Source organism: Rhizobium sp. RU20A, assembly GCF_900155885.1.
Lineage (GTDB): Bacteria > Pseudomonadota > Alphaproteobacteria > Rhizobiales > Rhizobiaceae > RU20A.
In genome coordinates, this window is the sequence record NZ_FTMB01000001.1 from 1,144,924 (window position 1) to 1,166,105 (window position 21,182).

At 64.7% G+C, this 21,182-nt stretch carries 18 protein-coding genes and 1 other RNA gene; 5 read left to right on the plus strand and 14 right to left on the minus strand.

Annotation, left to right across the window (positions count from 1 at the left end):
* Positions 1-38: 38 nt before the first annotated feature.
* The 12 genes from F3H41_RS05570 to F3H41_RS05625 form a co-directional block, all read right to left on the minus strand.
* Positions 39-1,496, minus strand: coding sequence for a UDP-N-acetylmuramoylalanyl-D-glutamyl-2,6-diaminopimelate--D-alanyl-D-alanine ligase (locus tag F3H41_RS05570; protein ID WP_149737591.1), 1,458 nt, complete (start codon positions 1,494-1,496; stop codon positions 39-41).
* Between the two features lies 1 nt (position 1,497).
* Positions 1,498-2,958: a UDP-N-acetylmuramoyl-L-alanyl-D-glutamate--2,6-diaminopimelate ligase gene (locus tag F3H41_RS05575; RefSeq protein ID WP_149737592.1), complete on the minus strand. Its 1,461-nt coding sequence runs from the start codon at positions 2,956-2,958 to the stop codon at positions 1,498-1,500.
* Positions 2,959-3,026: 68 nt separating this feature from the next.
* Positions 3,027-4,760 (minus strand): penicillin-binding protein 2, encoded by a 1,734-nt coding sequence (locus F3H41_RS05580; RefSeq protein ID WP_149737593.1) that lies wholly within the window; start codon positions 4,758-4,760, stop codon positions 3,027-3,029.
* Positions 4,760-5,194, minus strand: coding sequence for a hypothetical protein (locus F3H41_RS05585; RefSeq protein ID WP_188129346.1), 435 nt, complete (start codon positions 5,192-5,194; stop codon positions 4,760-4,762). The genes F3H41_RS05580 and F3H41_RS05585 overlap by 1 nt, the downstream gene beginning before the upstream one ends.
* A gap of 5 nt (positions 5,195-5,199) precedes the next feature.
* A complete protein-coding gene (gene rsmH, locus F3H41_RS05590; RefSeq protein WP_149737594.1) occupies positions 5,200-6,225 on the minus strand; it encodes a 16S rRNA (cytosine(1402)-N(4))-methyltransferase RsmH in 1,026 nt (341 codons plus the stop codon).
* Between the two features lie 14 nt (positions 6,226-6,239).
* Positions 6,240-6,680 carry a division/cell wall cluster transcriptional repressor MraZ gene (gene mraZ, locus F3H41_RS05595; RefSeq protein WP_244616125.1) on the minus strand — a complete coding sequence of 147 codons (441 nt, stop codon included), beginning with the start codon at positions 6,678-6,680 and terminating at the stop codon, positions 6,240-6,242.
* A gap of 474 nt (positions 6,681-7,154) precedes the next feature.
* An RNA gene (gene rnpB, locus F3H41_RS05600) (RNase P RNA component class A) lies at positions 7,155-7,600 on the minus strand.
* Positions 7,601-7,646: 46 nt separating this feature from the next.
* Positions 7,647-8,849 carry an FAD-binding oxidoreductase gene (locus tag F3H41_RS05605; protein ID WP_149737596.1) on the minus strand — a complete coding sequence of 401 codons (1,203 nt, stop codon included), beginning with the start codon at positions 8,847-8,849 and terminating at the stop codon, positions 7,647-7,649.
* 84 nt (positions 8,850-8,933) lie between these two features.
* Positions 8,934-9,524 (minus strand): lytic transglycosylase domain-containing protein, encoded by a 591-nt coding sequence (locus F3H41_RS05610; protein ID WP_149737597.1) that lies wholly within the window; start codon positions 9,522-9,524, stop codon positions 8,934-8,936.
* 309 nt (positions 9,525-9,833) lie between these two features.
* Complete coding sequence (locus F3H41_RS05615) at positions 9,834-10,598, minus strand: N-acetylmuramoyl-L-alanine amidase (RefSeq protein WP_188129347.1); 765 nt, start codon at positions 10,596-10,598, stop codon at positions 9,834-9,836.
* Positions 10,595-11,302 (minus strand): DnaJ family molecular chaperone, encoded by a 708-nt coding sequence (locus F3H41_RS05620; protein WP_149737598.1) that lies wholly within the window; start codon positions 11,300-11,302, stop codon positions 10,595-10,597. The genes F3H41_RS05615 and F3H41_RS05620 overlap by 4 nt, the downstream gene beginning before the upstream one ends.
* Before the next feature lie 182 nt (positions 11,303-11,484).
* Entirely contained in the window at positions 11,485-12,057 is a 573-nt protein-coding gene (locus F3H41_RS05625) for a hypothetical protein (RefSeq protein WP_149737599.1), read from the minus strand.
* A 235-nt stretch (positions 12,058-12,292) separates the two neighbouring features.
* Here F3H41_RS05625 and F3H41_RS05630 point away from each other — a divergent pair, with 235 nt between their 5' ends.
* From F3H41_RS05630 to F3H41_RS05640, 3 genes are all read left to right on the plus strand, one after another.
* Complete coding sequence (locus F3H41_RS05630) at positions 12,293-13,507, plus strand: pyrophosphate--fructose-6-phosphate 1-phosphotransferase (RefSeq protein ID WP_149737600.1); 1,215 nt, start codon at positions 12,293-12,295, stop codon at positions 13,505-13,507.
* A 131-nt stretch (positions 13,508-13,638) separates the two neighbouring features.
* On the plus strand, positions 13,639-14,298 hold the full coding sequence (locus tag F3H41_RS05635) for a LysE family translocator (RefSeq protein ID WP_149737601.1): 660 nt from the start codon (positions 13,639-13,641) through the stop codon (positions 14,296-14,298).
* 123 nt (positions 14,299-14,421) lie between these two features.
* Positions 14,422-15,543 carry a lytic transglycosylase domain-containing protein gene (locus F3H41_RS05640; protein WP_149737602.1) on the plus strand — a complete coding sequence of 374 codons (1,122 nt, stop codon included), beginning with the start codon at positions 14,422-14,424 and terminating at the stop codon, positions 15,541-15,543.
* Between the two features lie 127 nt (positions 15,544-15,670).
* Here F3H41_RS05640 and F3H41_RS05645 read toward each other — a convergent pair whose 3' ends face one another.
* Together F3H41_RS05645 and F3H41_RS05650 are read right to left on the minus strand one after the other, a co-directional pair.
* Positions 15,671-17,089, minus strand: a complete 1,419-nt coding sequence (locus F3H41_RS05645; protein ID WP_149737603.1) for a serine hydrolase — start codon at positions 17,087-17,089, stop codon at positions 15,671-15,673.
* 192 nt (positions 17,090-17,281) lie between these two features.
* Entirely contained in the window at positions 17,282-18,769 is a 1,488-nt protein-coding gene (locus tag F3H41_RS05650) for an EAL domain-containing protein (RefSeq protein WP_188129348.1), read from the minus strand.
* A gap of 285 nt (positions 18,770-19,054) precedes the next feature.
* Between F3H41_RS05650 and F3H41_RS05655 the strand changes: the two genes are divergently transcribed.
* Both F3H41_RS05655 and F3H41_RS05660 read left to right on the plus strand, forming a co-directional pair.
* Complete coding sequence (locus tag F3H41_RS05655) at positions 19,055-20,302, plus strand: DUF3419 family protein (protein WP_149737605.1); 1,248 nt, start codon at positions 19,055-19,057, stop codon at positions 20,300-20,302.
* Entirely contained in the window at positions 20,299-20,958 is a 660-nt protein-coding gene (locus F3H41_RS05660) for a class I SAM-dependent methyltransferase (protein WP_149737606.1), read from the plus strand. The genes F3H41_RS05655 and F3H41_RS05660 overlap by 4 nt, the downstream gene beginning before the upstream one ends.
* The last annotated feature ends 224 nt before the right edge of the window (positions 20,959-21,182 follow it).

Genomic DNA, 21,182 nt, shown 5'->3' on the forward strand with positions numbered 1-21,182 from the left:
TGAGCAATGGCCGCAGCGGCCGGACCGGACGGGCGCGATCAGGCGCCGACGCTTCCGGCCCCGGCCGGGGCGGCCTCCGTGTCTGCAATCGGCGGGTACTTGTCAAGCAAGGCCGCCACGATGCGGCCCGATCCTGTGCCGTTCGAGGATTTGACCATCACCACATCGCCCGGCCGCATCGATTTGACGACCATCGGCAGCAGCGCGTCGACGGTTTCGGCATGCACGACGTCGAGATCGCCGGACAGCGAATCGCGCAGGTGCGCCATGTCGGGCCCGGCCAGCCAGATGCTGCGGATGCCGGCGGTCATCAGTGGCCCGGCAAGCGCCGCATGGGCCTCGGCCGAATGCACGCCCATTTCCAGCATGTCGCCCAGAACGGCAATCCGCCGCCCCTCGCCTTCAGGCGCCGTATCCCGCAAAAGCGCGATCGCGGCGCGCATGGAAGCCGGATTGGCATTGTAGCTTTCGTCGATCAATGTCGCCGTACCGCCGCCGACCGAGAGGCGATGGCGCCGGCCCCGCCCCTTTTCGGGCGCCAGGGTGGCCATGGCCTCGACCACCGCGGGCATGTTCGCACCGGCCAGATGCGCCGCACCGAGCGCGGCAACCGCATTCTCGGCGATATGCCGGCCCGGCGCACCGAGCGTCACTTCATAGGTATGGCCGGCAACGGAGGCCCACAGCTGCCCCGTCGCACCATCGGCAACATATTCCGCCAGCCGATAGTCGGCCCGCGCATCGCTACCAAATCCATGAATATGGGCAACGCCCGCCGCCTGCGCCGCCGCTTCGAGCAGCGGATATTTCTCATTGTCGAGATTGATGATGGCATGGCCGCCCGGAGACACGCCCTCGAAGATCTCCGCCTTGGCCGCTGCGATCTCGTCGAGATCGCGGAAATTGCCGAGATGGGCCGCCGCCACGGTGGTGACAATGGCAATGTGCGGGCGCACCATCTTCACCAGCGGACGGATTTCGTCCGGGTGGTTCATGCCGATCTCGAAAACGCCGAAATCGACGTTCTCCGGCATGCGTGCCAGCGTCAGCGGCACACCCCAGTGATTGTTGAAGGAGGCGGCAGAGGCGTGCACCGTGCCGCAGGCCGAGAGCACGTGGCGCAGCATCTCCTTCGTCGTCGTCTTGCCGACGGAGCCGGTGACGGCAATCACCTTGGCGCGCGAGCGATCCCGCGCCGCCATGCCGAGCCGCACCATGGCGGCCAGCACGTCGTCCACCACCAGCATCGGCGCGACGAGGCGGCCCATCGCCGGCAGCTTGCCCTCGGATACGACGAGCATCGACGCGCCGTTGGCGAGCGCGACGCTTGCATAGTCGTGGCCATCGACCCGGTCGCCCTTGATCGCGAAGAAGGCTTCGCCGCGCGAAATCGAGCGGCTGTCGATGGAAATGCCGGAAATGCCGGCGGGCAGATTGCCGATCGGCCGCGCATGCATCGCGGCGATCAGATCACCCATTGTCCAGAGCCAGGCCATCCTATTCTCCTCCCAGTGCCTTGCGCACCTCGTCATGGTCGGAGAAGGGCAGGGTCACCGCGCCAACCGTCTGGCCTTCCTCGTGTCCCTTGCCGGCCACGATCAGCGTATCGCCGGATTTCAGCATGGCGATGGCGGTGCGGATCGCCTCGGCGCGGTCGCCGATCTCCGTCGCACCCGGCGCGCCGGCCAGAACCTCGCTGCGGATCGTGGCGGGCACTTCCGAGCGCGGATTGTCGTCGGTGACGATCACGACGTCGGCGAGCTGGCTGGCGATGGTACCCATGATCGGGCGCTTGCCCTTGTCACGATCGCCGCCGCAGCCAAACACGACCACGACCCGGCCGGTCGTGAAGGGCCTGACGGCCGTCAGCACGTTCTCCAGCGCATCGGGCTTGTGCGCATAATCGACATACACGGGCGCCCCGTCCTTCGTCTGGCCGACGAGTTCGAGACGACCGGAGGCGCCCTTCAGCTTTTCGAGTGCACGGAAGGCTGCGGCCGGCGACACCCCGCAGGAAATCGCAAGACCTGCCGCCACCAGCGCATTGCCGACCTGGAAATCACCGGCAAGCGGCACCTCGATTTCGAAGATATCGCCTTCGCAATGCACTTCGGCGATCTGCTTGTGGCGGAAATGCTCGACACGCTTGAGCGCGATGAAATCGCCCTTGCGGCCGACGGTGCGCACTTCCTGGCCGGCCTTGCGGGCAATGCCCACCACCTTGTCGGACCAGATGTCATCGGCAAAGACGATGGCGGGCGACCCCTTTGGCAGGACACGCTCGAACAGCGCCATCTTCGCCTCGAAATAGTCCTCCACCGTCGGATGGTAGTCCATGTGATCGCGGCCGAGATTGGTGAAGCCGGCCGCCGAGAGGCGCACGCCGTCAAGACGGTACTGGTCGAGGCCGTGGCTGGAGGCTTCCATGGCCGCATGCGTCACCCCCTCTTCGGCAAGTTCCGCCAGCAGGCGATGCAGCGAAATCGGGTCAGGTGTCGTCAGCGAGCCGTAGTCGTTGCGCGTCGGCGAGACGACGCCCGTCGTGCCGATCATTGCGGCCGCAAAGCCGGCGGAGGCCCAGATCTGGCGGGTAAAGGATGCAACGGAGGTCTTGCCGGCCGTGCCGGTCACGGCGACCATGATATCAGGTTGGCGCCCGAAGAAGCGGGCGGCAGCTTCAGCAAGGAAGAGTCGCGGCTCATCGACCGTCAGGACCGGTACGCTGGCGACGGCGCCGGCGCCGGGCGTGGTGACGATGGCGCAGGCTCCGCGCGCCAAGGCATCGGCGACGAAGGACGCGCCGTCCGCCTTGGATCCTGCCAGCGCCACGAAGACGTTCCCCGGCTGCACCTTGCGGCTGTCGGAGGCCAGACCGCTGACATCGAGATCGCCCACCGGGCCGCTCAACTGGCGTTCGAGGTCAGGAAAGCGATGGCCCGCGAGATCTCTGATTTTCATCGACTGTATTTCATCCAGATGGGGAACAACAAACCGGGCACCGAATCGCCCCGATTGTCATTCGACACTCAATAAGACACAAGCAAGGCGGAGCCATCAGGGCCGAATTTCGGTTTTACACCGAGAAGAGCGGCGGAACGGGCAATGATGTTTCCGACGATCGGGGCGGCATTGGCACCGGCCGTGTGACCACCGCCTTCACCCGTGCGCGGATCGTCGATGAAGCTCAGGACCAGGTACTTCGGATCGTCGATCGGGAAAGCCGACAGGAAGGCGTTGAAGTTGTGGTCGTTGGAGTAGCGGCCGTTGACGACCTTGTCGGCCGTGCCGGTCTTGCCGCCCACATTGAAGCCCTCGACCAGCGCGCGCTTGCCCGAACCCGCAACAGCGTTCCAGCGCAACAGGGAGCGCACTTCGTCGCTGGTCTGCTGGCGCACCACGACCTGGGCAAGGCTGTCGGCCTCCTCGCGGCTGCGCGGCAGGAAGGTCGGCTGGATCAGCTTGCCGCCATTGACGAGCGCAGCACCGGCGACGGCGGTCTGCAGCGGCGTCGTCGATACGCCGTGGCCGAAGGAGATGGTGATCGAGTTGATCTTCTTCCATTCGCGCGGCTGCGTCGGCGTCTTCACTTCCGGCAGTTCGGTCTGCATCTTGCTGAGCAGGCCCATGCGCGTCAGGAATTCCTTGTGGCCCTCGATGCCGACGATGTCGGCCATCTTGGCCGTGCCGATGTTGGAGGAATACTGGAAGATTTCCGGAACGGTCAGGACGCGGTGCTTGCCGTGGAAGTCCTTGATGGTGAAGCCACCGATGCGGATCGGGAAGCGCGCATCGAAGCTGTCGGTCATCCTCACCTTGCCGGAATCGAGCGCCATCGCGGTCGTGAAGGTCTTGAAGGTCGACCCCATCTCGAACGTGCCGTTCGTCATGCGGTTCATCCAGCCTTCCTGCGCGCCCTCGGCCGGACGGTTCGGGTCGTAGTCGGGCAGAGAGGCCATGGCCAGCACTTCGCCGGTGTTGACGTCGAGCACGACGGCGCCGGCCGCAATGGCTTCATAGTTCTTGACGGCATCGGCCAGCACGTCGCGCACGATGTTCTGGACGCGCAGATCGATCGAGAGCTTGACCGGCTCGAGCTTGGCATCGCTCGTCATGCCGATGGCGGCAAGATCGGCAAGGCCGATGCTGTCGATATAACGCTCCATGCCGGCAATGCCGCGGTTGTCGATATTGACGTGGCCGAGGATGTGCGAGGCGGTGGGGCCGCCCGGATAGAAGCGCCGCTTTTCCGGTCGAAAGCCGATGCCGGGAATGCCGAGCGCCAGAATGTCGTTCTGCTGCTTCGGGGTGAGCTGACGGCGCAGCCACTGGAAACGCGTGTTCGACTTCAGCTTCTGGTGCATCTCCTTCATGTTGAGATTGGGCAGCACCGTCGCCAGCTTTTCGACAGCCTCATCCGCATCCACGATCTTGTGCGGCTCGGCATAGAGCGAGACGGTGCGGATGTCGGTGGCGAGGATCTCGCCGTTGCGGTCGAGGATATCGGGGCGCGACGCCATGAGGTGGTCAGCCGGGCCGATGCTGGAGACCGTCTCTGGCTGATCGACCGCATATTGCACCAGACGGCCGCCGATGACGCCATAGGCCACGACGAAGCCGGCCATCAGGATGGCGACGCGGCTCTTTGCCTGGCTGCCGCTGCGCTTTCGCGTACCCTCGAAGGCCACTGCGCCGAACCGCGCCGGACCTGCGGAAAAATGCGCCCGGCTTTTCACACCCATGATTCGCGACAGAAAAGACATCAGCGGTCCACCGATCCGGTTGTCATGTTATCGGCCGCGTCCTCGGCAACGATCTCTTCGATCGTCTTTTCGGCAGACTTGGCAGCAACCTTGGTCTTGTCCTTGCCCTTGCCCGTTTCGGCAATCTCTTCCGGCGGCGGCAGATCCTTGCGCAGCATCGGCAGCTCGTTGTCCCGCGCCAGCTGCGTGGAAGCCGTCGGCAGGAGTTGAAGATCCTTTTCATAGACCTTCACCAGCGCCTCCAGGCGACTGGGCTGGGTCAGCAGCGCCCAGTCAGCCCGCAGAAGGTCGATCGTATCTTCCTCGAGCTTGATCGCCGCATCGAGCCGGCGGACCTCGCTCTCCATGATCTCGGCCTTGTGCTTGATCGTGTAGGTGACCGTGGCGGTCGCGGTCATCAGGAGAATGAGCAGGATATCGAATGTCTTGAGCACGGGTCTCAGCCTCCGAACTTTTCAAGGCTTGCAAGATCGGGAAGGTCGAAGATCGAAAAATCTGCACGCTCTGCGGGAGCGGTCGTGCGGATGCCGGCCCGCAGCTTTGCGGATCGGGCCCGCGGATTCTCATCCGCTTCCGCATCGCTCGCCCCGACCAGACCGCGCCCCTGCGGCTCGAAGGTGGCGGCGCGTACGGCCACCATCGGCATGTGCCGGGAGCCCGACGCCTTGCCGGCCCGATCCTGGAAGAAGCGCTTGACGATACGATCTTCCAGCGAATGGAAGGTGACGACGGTGAGAATACCGCCTGGCTTCAAAACACGCTCGGCGGCAAACAGCGCCTGCGCCAGTTCGCCGAGCTCGTCATTGACGAAGACGCGCAGTGCCTGGAACACGCGGGTCGCGGGATGGATCTTATCGGTCGCCTTGCGCGGCGTGACGATCTCGATGAGACCGGCGAGATCCCGCGTCGTGACGAAGGGATCACTCTCGCGGCGCTTCTCGATGGCGCGCGCGATGCGGCCTGCCTGCTTCTCTTCGCCGAGGAAGGAGAAGATGCGGATGAGATCGCCGACCTTGGCGCGGTTGACGACGTCGGCCGCCGACACGCCAGCCGCCGCCATGCGCATATCGAGAGGACCGTTCTTCTGGAAGGAAAAGCCGCGCTCGGCCTCGTCGATCTGCATGGAGGAGACGCCGATGTCGAGCACGACACCGTCGAGCCCCTCCTCCGGGGCATAGGCGGCAAGCTCTGAGAATTGCGCGTGATGCAGGGACAGGCGGCCATCGGCCTTCGCGACCACAGCCTGACCGGCCGCAATCGCCGTCGGATCGCGATCGAGCGCGATGACCCGCGCGCCGCGATCGACCAGCGCCATGCTGTAGCCGCCAGCACCAAAGGTCCCATCGAGGATCACCTTGCCCGCGGCGGGCTGAAGGCTGTCGAGCACCTCATGGAGAAGAACGGGAATGTGACGGACCGGTCCGCCACCGGCTTCAGTTGACCCTCCGCCGTGATCCGCCATCATCCCGTTTCTCCATTCTACCGGACGCCGAGGCCCCGCTGCCTCTGCGCCTCCCTGGCAGCCTTCTGCACCTCGTGAAAAGCAGACGGCTCCCAAAGCTGAAAGTGATCGGCCCGACCGACGAAGGTGACCTCCGTCGTGATCCCGGTGAAAGAACGGATGAACTCCGTGACCATCAGCCGGCCCTCGGTATCGGGCTTCATGAAGACCCCGCCCCCGTGAACCAGGAGCGACATCTCGTTGGCGACCGGCGAGAAGGGATCCTCCGCGGCGATCTGCCGTTCGAAACGGTCGAGCACATCCTGCCCGCCGACACTGATCGCCGGGAAGACGAAATCCTGGAAGCAGTAGAGCTCCACGATGCCGCACTGAGCAATGACCGTGCGAAAGGCGGAGGGGATTGAAACCCTGCCCTTGGCATCGATCCTGTTCGTCGCGTGCGAAAGGAAGCGGCTCACAACGCTCGACATCCGTTTCCCGACCAGTTGCAGACCCTATCCCGGACGGGAACGCAGGATACCCGAAAGCACAGACACGCCCTTCGCCACGACCGAGGTCGTGCCGTTTCCAGAACCTGAACGAGGCGGAAACTTCGGCGGAAGTGGGCTCTGATAGCCCGTGTGCAGTGCGATTTTGGGATAGCATGGGACCATATGGGCGTCAATGGGAAATGCTCTGCACCGAGGCTCGGTATCAGCCTTCGTTTATGACCCGTTAAGTTTAACAAATCGTTACGATGAGGGATTCAACACCTTGGAATCACTGGCAAACGCGGATCGGCTCGCAAGACGGCCGGCCGCGGCCCGGCCAACAAAAGACCAGTAAAATCAACCAGGCCGAACACCCGGAAATATCCCTGAAATTGGCGAGGAAATGCCCCGCGCGGCGGCGGCTGCAACCGCATCGCGCGCGATGGTGGAGAGATGGGGAAAAATGCCAGTCGGCCTGTAAGCCGGGTTCTGTATGGCCCCGCCCCGAAGAGCGGAACGTGGCAGCCATTCATCTGGGACGGCAGTTGCCTGCCGCCTCGCGCAACCCACCCGGACGACGGTCCCGGAAACAGGCTGGCAGGCTTGCGCCTGCCGTGTCGTCCCTATTCGGTCTTGCTCCCGGTGGGGTTTGCCATGCCGACCCTGTTGCCAGCGTCGCGGTGGGCTCTTACCCCACCCTTTCACCCTTACCCCGCCACCTCGGCGGCCATCAAGGGACCCAAGGGTCCGGCGGCCGTCGAGAAGGCGGGGCGGTTTGCTTTCTGTTGCACTTTCCCTGAGGTCGCCCTCGCCGGACGTTATCCGGCACCGTGTTTCCGTGGAGCCCGGACTTTCCTCACCCCGCGGCCTTTCGACCACATGCGGAGCGCGGCTGCCCGGCCGACTGGCAGGGCGTCAATAGACGAGTGGGCCCATGAAGGGAAGCCGGAAACGTCAGACCGGCGTCGTCTCGTCGGCAAAGACCGGGATGAACGCGTTCAGCGCCCGCTCCTCGGTCATCCCGTCGATCATCAGCGCCGCCAGACGCCCGATCTCGTCGGCGCTCTTGGCAGACGCCCCGCAACCGGCCGTCACCACGGCGACGCGCCCTTCGTCCATCCAGCCGATATAGGGATTGCCGTGCCGGCTGAAGGTGGTGACGCAAGGGGCGGAATGGGTGGAGACGGACGAAAAATCCGGCAGAACCGACCGTAGATGCTGCGCAAGATGCGCAACGGTCTCGGCGCGCCCCTCCCCGCGGAACCACGCCTTCACCGCCTCTTCGTTGCCGAGCGCGACATCATCCGGATCGCCGCCGATCTTGATGTAGTGTCGCCCGTCGGGATAGCGCACCGGCGGCAGCATGTAATAGTTGTCTGCCTGCTGCGGCGACCAGCGGATCAGCGATGGCATGCCCGCAAAACGCGCGAGATCGCGCTCGGACACCTCGGCAAAAAGGACCGTGCGGGCCTTGACCGTCAGTGCCAGCGGTCGAGCGAGCAAGCGACGCGACTGGCTGAAGCCGCCGGCCGCGACGAGGACGCGCCCGCAGGACAGCCGCCGGCCGGATTTGGTCTCGACCACCTGCCCTGCACCCTCACCGCCGACGGCGACAGCCTCTTCGTCAACCAGTGTCGCGCCGGCCATTTCGGCAAGCCTGACCTCGGCCGCAACAAAGGCACGGGGATCGATGACGCCGGCACCCTCCGGCTCGAAGACGCCGGAAAGACCCGCGTCAAACGCAAAGTAGGAAAAACGCGCGGCCATGGCCTGCCGATCGAAGAGCGGCGCATGCACATGCAGCGCATCACGCGCCTCCAGCACCCTGTCCAGACTGTCATCCGCCCCGCCCGGAGACCGACCGACGATGAGGCAGCCGACTTCGCTGTAGAACCGGATGCCGCTCCTTTCCTCGATCTCGCCGTAGCGCTCGATCGAGCGGCGCGCGAGGAAGGCCCAGATCCCGCTGCCATCAATGGTGCGGGTGATGCGGCCGCTATCGTAATGGCTGGCGAAGACGCCCTCATGCTGGCGGCGGTCGGCGGGTTCGCCCGGACCGACAAGGGCCACGGAATGTCCGCCCTCGGCGAGGTACCGGGCCGCCGCAGCGCCCATCATGCCCTTGCCGATCACCACCACGTCGAATGTTTCAGTCATCATGTCCTCGCTGGCGGCGACGCGTCCGTCGCCAGCCCTGTCGCTAAAGCCCATCCGCACATGCGGTGCATGGGCGCAGACGGATCAGTCGATGATCGCCTGCACCTTGCCGCAGTAGCGCTTGGAAGTGGGGTTCATGCGCGTTGCACCATGGCCGGCATTGTAGCGCAGGATGGTCCCGCAGGTCACCCCTCCGGAGAGCTCATGCGCCATGGCGAGGTACTTCATTCCAAAGCGAATGTTGGTCTCGGGATCGTACAGACCACGCGTGCTGCCGGAATAGCCGAGCATGCGGGCCGTGGCAGGCTTGATCTGCATCAGCCCGATTTCACCGGCCCGGCCGCGCGCCTTGGGATTGAAGTTGCTCTCGACCTTGATTACGGCGTGGGCAAGCTCGACGGGAACCCCGTACTGGCGGGCATAATTGGCGATGATAGGCGTATAACTCGTCTTCAGGGCGGGATTGACCAAGGGGAAACCGGCGTCGCGGGTACCGAAGCTGAGCTTGGTTTTTCCGAGCGTCTTGCCGTCTCCGTTGAGCTTGGTGTCGGAGGCGGGCGTTGCACCTCCGGAGGTGGCCGAACGATTATCGCCCTTTGCGGCGTAAAGGGGTCCCGTCCCGGCCACGAGCATGCCAAGGCATGCCGCAACCACGGTTGCAGCGGTTCGCTTCATTTGGTGTGACTACTCCGTCATTGGCATCCCGCCGGCGCGTCTGGCCGGCTGGCGATGCAGCGCTTGTCCTTGATCAGACGGTGCCGCGCGCCCCGATTGAACGGGCTCCGGCGATCGTCCGCGGGAAACGTCACCGCCGGCCGATACCGGCAGGCAACGCCCCGTGTCTGGCAGCAGGCCAGCATCATGCTGGGCCAACCGCCGCCGGCCGGGAAATGACGGGAGCAATTTGGTCATCCTGTGGCAGCGCAGCATTGCTGCACGCAAAGCGCGTCTATGAGTCGGACGAAAAATAACCTTAAGATGCAATCACGACCCGAGCCGTGGCAGGCTTGTCAGCAGCCTGTGCAGCGTGTCGATGGTCGAGCTGTCGGCGACGCCGTCGACCTTTTCTGGCCGGAAATGTCGCTGGAAGGCGGCAACGACACCCTCCGTACGAGCGTCGAATTCACCATGGATATCAAGTGCGTATCCATAATAGGCCAGCATCGACTGCAAGGCCTCGACCGGCTGGCCGCTGTCGCCGCGCTGGAAGAAGCGTCCGCCAGTGATCGGCGCCGGTTCCACCAGGTGCCCGACACCGGCGGCATGGAGCGCGGCCCAGGGGAAATTTTCTCCCGGATCGACCTTGCGAATGGGGGCAACATCACTGTGTGCCAGCACTCTTTCAGGGGCGATCTGCCACCGGGCGCCGCAGTCCTGACACAATTCGACGACCGCGGCGATCTGCTTTTCCGGAAAGGGCGGCAGCCCGCCGGGATGCCCGGGATTGGCGATCTCGATGCCGATCGAAGCCGAATTGATGTCGATCTCGCCCATCCAGCTGCTCTTGCCGGCATGCCAGGCACGCCGGCTTTCCGGCACGAGTTGCACGATGCGCCCGTCTTCATAGACCATGTAATGGCTCGAGACTTCGCTTTCGGGCCGGCACAGCCAGTCAAGCGCGGCATCCGCCGTCGGCATGCCCGTGTAATGGAGGACGATCATATCCGGCGAACGCCCTTCGCGCCGCCCGCCATGGTTGGGCGACGGCACGACATCGGCACCGGCAAAATCCGGATCGAACACGCTCACGCCGCCTTGCGCTCGCGGGCGATCGCCTCGTAGGCCGCATTCAGTGCCGCCATGCGGTCGCTGGCGACCCGATGCAGCGTGACTGGCACGCCACGCGCCGCCAGCCTGTCGGGATGGTTCTCCGAGGCGAGCGCCCGGTAGCGCTTGCGGATCTCGGCAAAGTCATCCTTGCGGGAGACGCCCAGCACCTCGTAGGGGTCCGCCTCGCCTAGATCGACGTGCCGGGCCATGATGCCGCGAAAGCGCTGCTCGCTCATGCCGAAGACATCGGCAACGCGCGTCAGGAACGCCAGCTCCTTCTCGTGCAATGCCCCATCGGCCTTGGCAATGTGGAAGAGGCCATCGACAATGTCCTCAAGCATGGAGCAATCGCCGTCGCAGGACACGCAAAGCCCCGCAAGCTTCTCCGCATAGGCCTCGTAGCCGGCTACATCCTGCCGCGCGAGATTGTAAAGCCGCGCCACATTGTGGGCCTGGTCGTCTGGATATTTGAAGATGTCGCGGAAAGCCTGCACCTCGGCCTCGCTCACGGCACCGTCGGCCTTCGCCATCTTGGCCGAAAGCGCGATCATCGAGACGGAGAAGGCAACCTGCCGCCGCGTTTCCGGATCACCTTCCAGAAGCGTGCGCACCGCCTCCACCACCGCGGCAAGCGCATTGCCGGTGGCACCGACGATCGAAACGAGGCTTTCCCAGATAGACATCCGTGATATTCCCTTAGCTCCGACGACCCGCCCCGACAGCATTCGCCGGAGAATGTGCGCCCGGCAAGCATGTGCGCTGCGACGGGTCGTCGCTGAGCCGCGATATTAACAAATTCCTGATGGCCCTCAATAGATGGTACGAAAATATTTCGGGACCCATTCGTTTGCCACCACACCCGTCCTTACGAACGCAGCAACACTTTGGTTCCATCCACGGCGCCGGCAATTTTCTGATAATGGGCGTGACGCTTATCGGAATTTTCGTATGCGCGCAGCAATTCCGTGACGGCTTCCCGGATGATGGCCTGGGCTTCGCGGGTCACGGCAGCGAGCGCTGCTTTCTTCACGGCCCGGTAGCTCCGTGACGCCTTGAAATTGGGATTGGCATTCGGCGCAGCCTTCAGCGGCTCGACCGACGAATCGAGATTGCGCGAGACAAGGCTCGACAGATCCGACGCCGCCCGACTGAGGATGGCGCGCGCCTGCTTGTAATCGCCGCTGGGTAGCCGCTGTGCGATCTGCTTCAGACCGATGGCAAGGCAATCGGTCCGATAAACAGGGTCGTACTGACGGCACTCTTTCGTCACCGAGGCGATCTGCGCCACGATGGCATTCGTCGCCTGCGGCCTTGCGTCCACCAGATGCAGGAGCGTCGCAGGCAGCGGCAGCACGTCACCACCAAACGATGGCATGGCTCCGGCCGGCAGCACACCCCCCGAAACCATCAGCGTCGAAGCGATGGCCAGTCCCGTCATCCGAAACCTTTTTGAAAACAAATCCCCTCTGCGCATGTCGTATCCCCCGAACATGGAAATCCCGGTGCCATCCTCCCCAGGACGGCACCACCGATGCGAGAATGATCGTGTCATGGAATCCGCCGGCAAATCAATCACAACCAAACCGATTTAGCCGCCGGCGCCGTCATTTCGCTGCCATTCGAATTGCGCTAGACAGGGCCCGCATTGCAGTCGAACCGTCCAAGGAGATCCCATGCCGAAGCAGAAAGTGGCCATGCTCACCGCCGGAGGGCTCGCGCCCTGCCTCTCGTCCGCGGTGGGCGGACTGATCGAGCGCTATACGGATGTTGCGCCCGATATCGAGCTTTTCGCCTATCGCTCCGGCTATCAGGGCCTGCTTCTCGGCGACCGGATCGAAATCACCAGCCAGATGCGCGAAAAGGCTTATCTGCTGCACCGCCACGGCGGCTCGCCGATCGGCAACAGCCGCGTCAAACTGACCAATGCGGCCGACTGCGCCAAGCGCGGCCTCGTCAAGGACGGTGAAAATCCGCTGCGCGTCGCCGCCGAGCGCCTCGCCAGTGACGGCGTCACCATTCTCCACACGATCGGCGGCGACGACACCAACACGACCGCGGCCGACCTTGCCGCCTATCTTGGCGCCAACGGCTACAACCTGACCGTCGTCGGCCTTCCCAAGACCGTCGACAACGATGTCGTGCCGATCCGCCAGACGCTCGGCGCCTGGACCGCCGCCGAGCACGGCGCCCGCTTCTTCGACCATGTGTCGAACGAACAGAGTGCCGCCCCGCGCACCCTCGTCGTTCACGAGGTCATGGGCCGCCATTGCGGCTGGCTGACCGCCGCCACCGCCCGCGCCTATCAGACGCTGTCCTCGGCGCATGCGTATGTCGACGGCTTCATGATGAACCGCGATCTGAAGAGCATCGACGGCCTCTACCTGCCCGAGACCGCCTTCGACCTTGAAGCCGAGGCAGAGCGCCTGCGCGGCGTGATGGAAAAGTCCGGCTTCGTCACCCTCTTCGTCTCGGAAGGCGCCTGCCTCGATGCCATCGTCGCCGAACGCGAGGCTGCCGGCGAGACCGTCAAGCGCGATGCCTTCGGGCATGTGAAGATCGACAGCATCAACGTCGGCAATTGGTTCACCAAGCAGTTCGCCGCCCTGCTCGGCGCCGAACGTTCCATGGTGCAGAAGTCCGGCTACTACGCCCGTTCTGCCCCGGCCAATGTCGACGATCTACGCCTGATCCAGAGCATGGTGGACCTCGCCGTCGAGGGCGCGCTTGCCGGCGTCTCCGGCGTCACCGGCCATGACGAGGACCAGAACGGCAAGCTGCGCATCATCGAATTTCCCCGCATCCGTGGCGGCAAGCATTTCGACACGTCCGTCGCCTGGTTCGGCGACATGATGGACGCGATCGGCCAGAGCTGGAAACCGGCGCACTGACCGCCGAAAGGCAACCGACGGACACCTCAAGACGCCGCCTTCGCACCCCGGAGGCGGCGTCTGATTTTTAACTGGACAGTCCTGATACACCCATGGCTTGCTGCCCTCCTGAACAATGAAGGAGTAGGTTGATGGATCTGATCTTCGCGCTTCCCGTTTCCCCCGAGCGCTGGCTTGCCTTCGTGGCGACCTCCGCGGTCATGCTCGCCATCCCCGGCCCGACCATCCTGCTCGTCATCTCCTACGCGCTTGGCCATGGCCGCCGGACCGCCGGCGCGACCGTTGCCGGCGTGGCACTCGGCGACTTCACCGCCATGACAGCCTCCATGCTCGGCCTCGGCGCCCTGCTGGCCACCTCGGCGGCCATCTTCACCGTTCTGAAGTGGGTGGGCGCAGCCTATCTGGTCTGGCTCGGGATCAAGCTGTGGCGCGCCCCCGTCGGGGAAGATGCCATGAATTCTGGCGATACGCGAACCGGCCGCTCCGCGACCGTTTTTCTGCACGCCTACGTGGTAACGGCCCTCAATCCCAAGAGCATCATCTTCTTCGTGGCCTTCCTGCCGCAGTTCCTCGACACGACACGTCCCATCCTCGGTCAGATGATTGTTTTCGAAATCACTTTCCTCGTTCTCGCAACCCTCAACGCCACGCTCTACGCCCTCATGGCCTCCGCCGCGCGCAGCACGATCCGCAAACCCTCGATACAACGCGTGGTCAACAGGACGGGCGGCTCGCTGCTGATTGCCGCAGGTGTCGTCACCGCCGGCCTGAAGCGGGCCCAGGCGAGCTGACGGGGTCGGCGGGTTGCGGTTCACGAAAGCTTGCGTTAAGAAATTCGCGAACCATGGCGGGTGGCGCCGCTGAATCGCCGGACGGTCCACGCCGTCTGGCTCGACAGCTTGAAGGCTTTCAACATGGCGAATGACACCCGCTTCCCGCTGAAAACAGCGCTCGCAGCGGCCACGGCGTCGGTTTGCGTCATCCTTGGCGGATGCTCCACGGCGAACCAGAAGCCCAAGAACACGCTTTCCTCGATCAACACGATTAAGCCCGCCGGCGCCCAGCAGCGGGCCGTCGAGACCGCCGCCGGCGTCCTTCCGGCCACATCGGGACAAGTCGCCTACGCCGCAGGTCAGGTCGCACCGGCCGGCACCACAGCCGCTGCTGCCAATGGCACCACGCCCGGCGTTGCCGCGCCCGTCTCGACCACAGCTCTTGCCGCCCAGACGGCAGCCGCACCGGTCCAGGTCGCAACCGTCATCAACGGGACCGCCGTTCCCGGCACCGACCCGCGCAAGGTCGCGCCGACCACCGCGACGATTGCCCCGCAGGCCCTTCAGAACGAAGCCTCCGCCGCAAGTCCGGCGATTGCCGCCGCCAACATGGCCGTCTCCGGCCAGCAGCCAGCGGCAGCGCCAGCCACAGCCGTTTCCGGCGAGATGGCGGCGACAGCCCCGGCCACCGGCAAGGAAGCGGTGCGGGGCCAGCGCCTTGCCGCCCTGCCGATCGCGGCCAGCTACAGCTTCGGCTCGGTGATGGAATCGACCTTCGACACCGGCGAGCCCGTCGGCCTCGAAACGCTGGTGACCTCGCAGATGATCGTGCCCATGGCGAGGCCGGACTACCGGTCGCGCAAGCCGCAGTCGGCACTGACCTTCTCCGCCGACGGTGCGCCGACGAGCTCGCGTCCGGAGCTCGACAAGCTGATCGCCTATTACGCCAAGCTCAACCAACTGCCGCTGGAACTCGTCCACCGCGTGGTCAAGCGCGAGTCGACCTACAATCCGCGCGCCTATGCCCGTGGCAATTACGGCCTCATGCAGATCCGCTACAACACCGCCCGCGGCCTTGGCTATGACGGTCCTCCGGAGGGTCTGTTCGACGCGGAAACCAACCTGAAATATGCAACGCGCTATCTGCGTGGCGCCTTCATCGTGGCCGACAACAGCCATGACAATGCCGTCAAGCTCTATGCGCGCGGCTACTACTACGATGCCAAGCGCAAGGGCCTGCTGGACCAGCTCGACATGCGCTGAGCTGAGCGCAGCCTATCGTTTTCCTCAAAAGCCCGGCCCGCATCGCAGCGCCGGGCTTTTTGTTGGAGCTGCAGGTGTTCCGGATCCCGCCGCATTGCCGCAGGACAGGCAAGCGAAGAACCGGCGGTTATGGCTGGGCCTGTTTCGTCTCGGCCGGTTGCGTCTCGGCGGGCGGCGCCAGGGCGGAAACGATCCGGGCATTCATGTCGCGCGGACTATAACCGGTCGATGACGGCGTCAGCCCCAGCCGGATAACGGCAAGATCGAGCGTCGGGGAGATCATGATCGACTGCCCGTCGTGACCGCGCATCCAGAAGGTTTCCGGCGGCAACGCGGGAGCGCCGGGATCGGGGACAGCGGCCTCGGTCCAGACCTGCCCGTGACCGTATCGTCCACCCGACGCCTCCGTCGGCTTGCGCATGTAAGCAACGAAGCCCTCCGGCAGCAGCGGCCGCCCCTGCCAGTTTCCATCGCGCAGCAGGAAGAGTGCGAACCGCGCCCAGTCGCGCGCTGTTGCATACATGTAGGACGAGCCGACGAAGGTCCCCCGCGCATCCGGCTCCAGGACGGCGCTCGTCATGCCCAGCGGGCGGAACAGAGCCCGGCGGGGATAGGCCAGCGCCTCGTCCTCGCTCTCGAAACTGTCCATCCAAAGGCGCGAAATCAGCGTCGTCGTACCGGAGGAATAGGAAAAATGCGTGCCGGGCGGGTGCTCGAGCGGCTTCGACGCCGTGAAGGCGGCCATGTCGCTTTCGAGGTAGAGCATGCGCGTCACGTCCGCCACCGAGCCGTAATCCTCGTTGAAGGTCAGCCCGCTCTGCATGGCCATGAGATCGGCAAGCGTAATGGCGGAGCGCCCGTCCGTCGACCAGCTAGGCAGCAGGTCTCTGCTTTCGAGCGTCATCGCGCCTTCTGCAATGCGCCGGCCGACCAGCGCTGCCGTGACCGTCTTGGTCATCGACCAGCCGAGCAGCGGCGTTTCGCGCGTAAAGCCCTTGCCATAGGTTTCGGCGATGATGCGGCCATCCTTGACGACGATGATCGCCCGCATGCCCGGGCCCTGCATCTCCGGCTTGACGATGATGTCCTGGATGGCGGCATTGCCGGCCGTGGTCGTGCCCTCTGGCCAGGGTTTGTCGGCGGGCGGGCGCAATCCGCTGAAATAATTGGGACTGTAGCGCGGCGCCACCGCCACCGTCCCATCCGGCAGCGAGGTGCAGCCTAGCCCCTCCCGGTAGACCGCCTCGGCCGGCGCGGCAAAGCCGAAGATATGCGCCGCCACGCTGCGCTGCTCGCGATCGACGGCAACGGAAACGAAGCGCAGCAGGGGATGGCCCGGCGCCTGCACGTCGAGTGCCAGCACCTCGTCCGGATCGCGCCCCGCGATGAAGACATTGGAGCACACGATTTTCGCGGCATAGCCGTCGCCGATGCGCAGAAGCTCCGGCGGCGCCAGATAGAGCCAGGCCGGAACACCGAGGGCAAGGGCAGCGACAAGAAGCGCCAAGCCGAACAGCGCCTTTCGGATCACCTGATGTCTCCTCATATGGCCATGCCTGTTGCCCGGCGCCTGACCACGCACCGAAACGTGGTCCAGACAGCCGCATGCCGCAGCCTCATGCTGGCGACCGGTTGTCGCTGAGGATGTGCGGCAGCGCGGCGTGGGTTGCAAGCCCGGGAGAAAGAAATGCCGTCGTTTTGATGGGGATGAGGAAGAGAGTCCCGGTCCGCGCGGGGGTCAGGCGGCGGAAGCGCATGCCCCGGGCGCCTTGAAGGCGGCAAGAAGCGCACCGACCTCTCCGGCCGGCACCGGCGGGGAAATCAGGTAGCCCTGCACCTCGCTGGCCCCGAGCGCCCGCACGACTTCCAATTGGCACTCCGTCTCGACCCCCTCGATGATTGCCGGGATCTTGAAGGAGGCGACAGTCTTGAGGATCAGATCGAGCAATTCACCGTCGCGGCGGCTTCGCATCATCGCATCGGTAAAGGAGCGGTCGATCTTGATCTGGTCGATGGGAAAAAGGCCGAGATTGCACACCGCCGAAAAGCCGACGCCGAAATCATCGAGAGCCACCCGCACGCCCATGCGCCGAAGGGCAGAAAAGACGGTGGCGATCCGCTTCGGATCCGGCGAAAAGACCGCATCCGTGACCTCGATCGTCAGACGCGACGGTTGGAGCCCGGCCTCGCGAAGGCAAAGCGCCACGAAATCGACGAAGCTCTCGGCGCCGATCTCATGCTTCGACACATTGACGGATACGCCGACATCCTCCGGCCAGCCCGCCGCCTCGCGACACGCGGTCTTCAGGATCCAGCGCCCGAGCGCGGGCATCGCGCCGGTGCGTTCCGCCTGTACGAGGAAGTCGTCCGGCTTGAGCGCGCCGTGTTCGGCGTCACGCCAGCGCACCAGTGCTTCCATGGCACGGATGCGTCCGCTTTCGACGCCGATCACCGGCTGGTATTCGAGGAAGAAGGCATCCTCATCGAGAGCCTGCTGGATATCCCTTCCCGCCGCACGCAGCGACTGGGTCTGGGTGGAAAGCCCTTCCTCGTGAAACGTCACGCTGTTGCCGACCATCTCCTTGGAACGGCGCAGCGCCAGATCGGCCCGTGACAGGATGTCGGACAGTTGCGTGTCATCGGCCTTCACGAAAGTCACGCCAAGGCTTCCGCCGATCCAGAGCTGGCCGCCGCTGAGCTCGAAGGGCTCGCGCAGCACACCGCCCACGATCCGCGCAATGTCCTCCAGCTTGCCGCGCGACGGCGTACCAGGCACGAGAACCACGAATTCGTTGCCACCGGGGCGGAAGAGCGAGGCGTGGGCGCCGAGCGCCTGGCGCAGACGCTGGGCAAGAATGAGGAGGATCTGGTCGCCTGCCGCTCGGCCGATTGTTTCGTTGACGTGGCCGAACCGGTCGAGATCAAGCAGGATCAGCCCGTCATTGCGGCCAACGGCGGTGTCGCCCGCAAGAATGGCATTGACAGCGCGCTCCAGCGCCTCGCGGTTCGCAAGACCCGTGAGCGGATCGATAAAGGCTTTGTCGGAGAGAAGAGCAGCATTTTGCGCGCGGCCGCGGCGCGCGGCCGCCACACGCCGGCGCAGCAGGCCGAGACGATAGCCGGAGGCCGTCGTAGCGAGCGGAAGAAGCCCGACGGTCAGGTCAAAGCCAAGCGCCAGCGGTGTATCGATCGCGCTCGGCCATAGCCCCGCGCCGATAAAAAACATGGGAACCGTCAGTCCGGCCATCGCACCCCGGACCGCCCATCGCCCTTCATGGCGCCGGTCGGTAATCCACTTCCATCCCATTGTCGCTCCGTGAGCCCTTTCGGCCGGCCGGAACCGCGCCTTCTGGCGGTTCAAAATCACCTCAAGCTTAAACCGCCAGACGTTACCAATCCCTTGCGGAGCAAGCACAATGAGCGCACGTCCGGCAGTTTCCCACTCTGTCCGTCATGAAACTGTAGCGGCCCGGCGTTATCACCCGCAAAACGCCACGGGGACGAGTGCCTGATGACCGAATTTGCGACCGATGTTGGCTACGGCAAACCGAATGAGAAGCTCAAGGATGCGCTTCTGCAACATGCGCCGCTGAGCAAGGCCGGCCTTTCGGAACGCCTGTTCGGGCTCCTCTTTTCAGGCCTCGTCTATCCGCAGATCTGGGAAGACCCGATCGTCGACATGGACGCCATGGAGCTTGCCTCCGGCGGCCATCGCATCGTCACCATCGGCTCCGGCGGCTGCAACATGCTGACCTACCTCTCGGCGCGCCCCGGGCGGATCGACGTCGTCGACCTCAACCCGCATCACATTGCGCTGAACCGGCTGAAGCTCGCCGCCATGCGCCACCTGCCTTCCCATGCAGATGCCGTGCGCTTCCTGTCGCGCGCCGGCCTCAGGAGCAACATCCAGGCCTTCGACCTGTTCCTCGCGCCGAAGCTGGATCAGGCGACACGCGACTACTGGAACGGCCGCCGCCTGACGGGCAAGCGCCGCATTTCCACCTTCGCGGGCAACATCTATCGCACCGGCCTGCTCGGCCGCTTCATCTGGGCAAGCCACCTCATCGCCCGTCTTCACGGCGTCAATCCGGCCGACTTCGTCGAGGCACGTTCCCTGCGCGAACAGCGCCAGTTCTTCGATCGGCAACTGGCGCCGCTCTTCGACACCCGCTCGATCCGATGGCTCACGGCCCGCAAGAGCTCGCTGTTTGGCCTCGGCATTCCCCCGCAGCAATATGATGCCCTCGCGGGCTCTGGCGAGAACCTCGCAGACGTGCTGCGCCAGCGTCTCGAAAAGCTGACCTGCCATTTCCCGCTGCGCGACAACTATTTCGCCTGGCAGGCCTTCGCCCGCCGCTATCCGCAGCCGCACGAAGGCAATCTGCCGGCCTATCTGATGGCCGAGAATTACGAGGCCGTGCGCAACGGGTCCGACAATGTGCGCGTCCATCACGCGAGCTTCACCGAGCTTCTGTCGGCCAAGGCGGCCGAGAGCGTCGATCGCTTCGTGCTGCTCGATGCACAGGACTGGATGAACGACCGCCAGCTCAACGATCTCTGGGCCGAGATGACCCGCACCGCAGCCCCCGGCGCGATCGTGATCTTCCGCACCGCCGCCGAGGAGAGCGTCATCGAAGGCCGCCTTCTGCCCGATATCGCCGACCAGTGGCACTACGACTGCGACCGCTCCCTCGAACTCGGCGTCAAGGATCGTTCAGCCATCTATGGTGGCTTCCACATCTACCGGAGAGCGGCATGAGCCTCGAAACGCTCGCCGATGCCGGCCATGCCGGCCGCATGGACCGCATGTACCGCTACCAGCGGCACATCTACGATCTGACGCGCAAATACTACCTCTTCGGCCGCGACACCATCATTGACGAGCTCGATGCAGGCTATGGCGCCCGGGTTCTGGAAGTCGGTTGCGGCACCGGGCGCAACATGGCGCGCATCGCCAAGCTCCACCCGCACGCCGCCCTCTACGGCCTCGACATCTCCGCGGAAATGCTGACCTCGGCCCGCGCCACGTTGCGCAAGGCCGGGCGCGCGGATGCGGTTCTGGCGGTTGCCGATGCGACGGATTTTTCGCCGCGCGCCTTCGGCACGGATGGGTTCGACCGCATCGTGATTTCCTATGCCCTGTCGATGATCCCGGACTGGGAAGCCGCCCTCGATGCGGCGATCGCCGCGCTCGCACCCGGCGGCTCCATCCACATCGCCGATTTTGGCCAGCAGGAACGGCTTCCATCCCTGGCGCGCCGCCTGCTGCGCGGCTGGCTGACCCGCTTCCATGTGACCCCGCGCGCTCCTCTTTTTGACGTGCTGGCTGAGCGCGCCCGCGCCAACGGCGCGCGCCTCGAGACCCGCACGCTCGGTGGCGGCTATGCCTGGCTCGCCGTCTACCGCGCCGCCTGACATCGACGTCACCATGGTGGAAAGCCTGTCGCAACCTTGCGGCGGGCTGCCCGCTTGTGCGGGCCAAAGACGCTTCCCCCCTTGAGCTAACCGAATATTTACGCTGTTATGGTTAATAGAGGGGGTAAGCCTCGGGGGATTCTCGCAAGGACCGATTTCTGCCATGGCCTGCCGCACGGCGGAGGCTGCAGCAGACGCCGCGTGAAAGACTCCGTCTTGAGGAA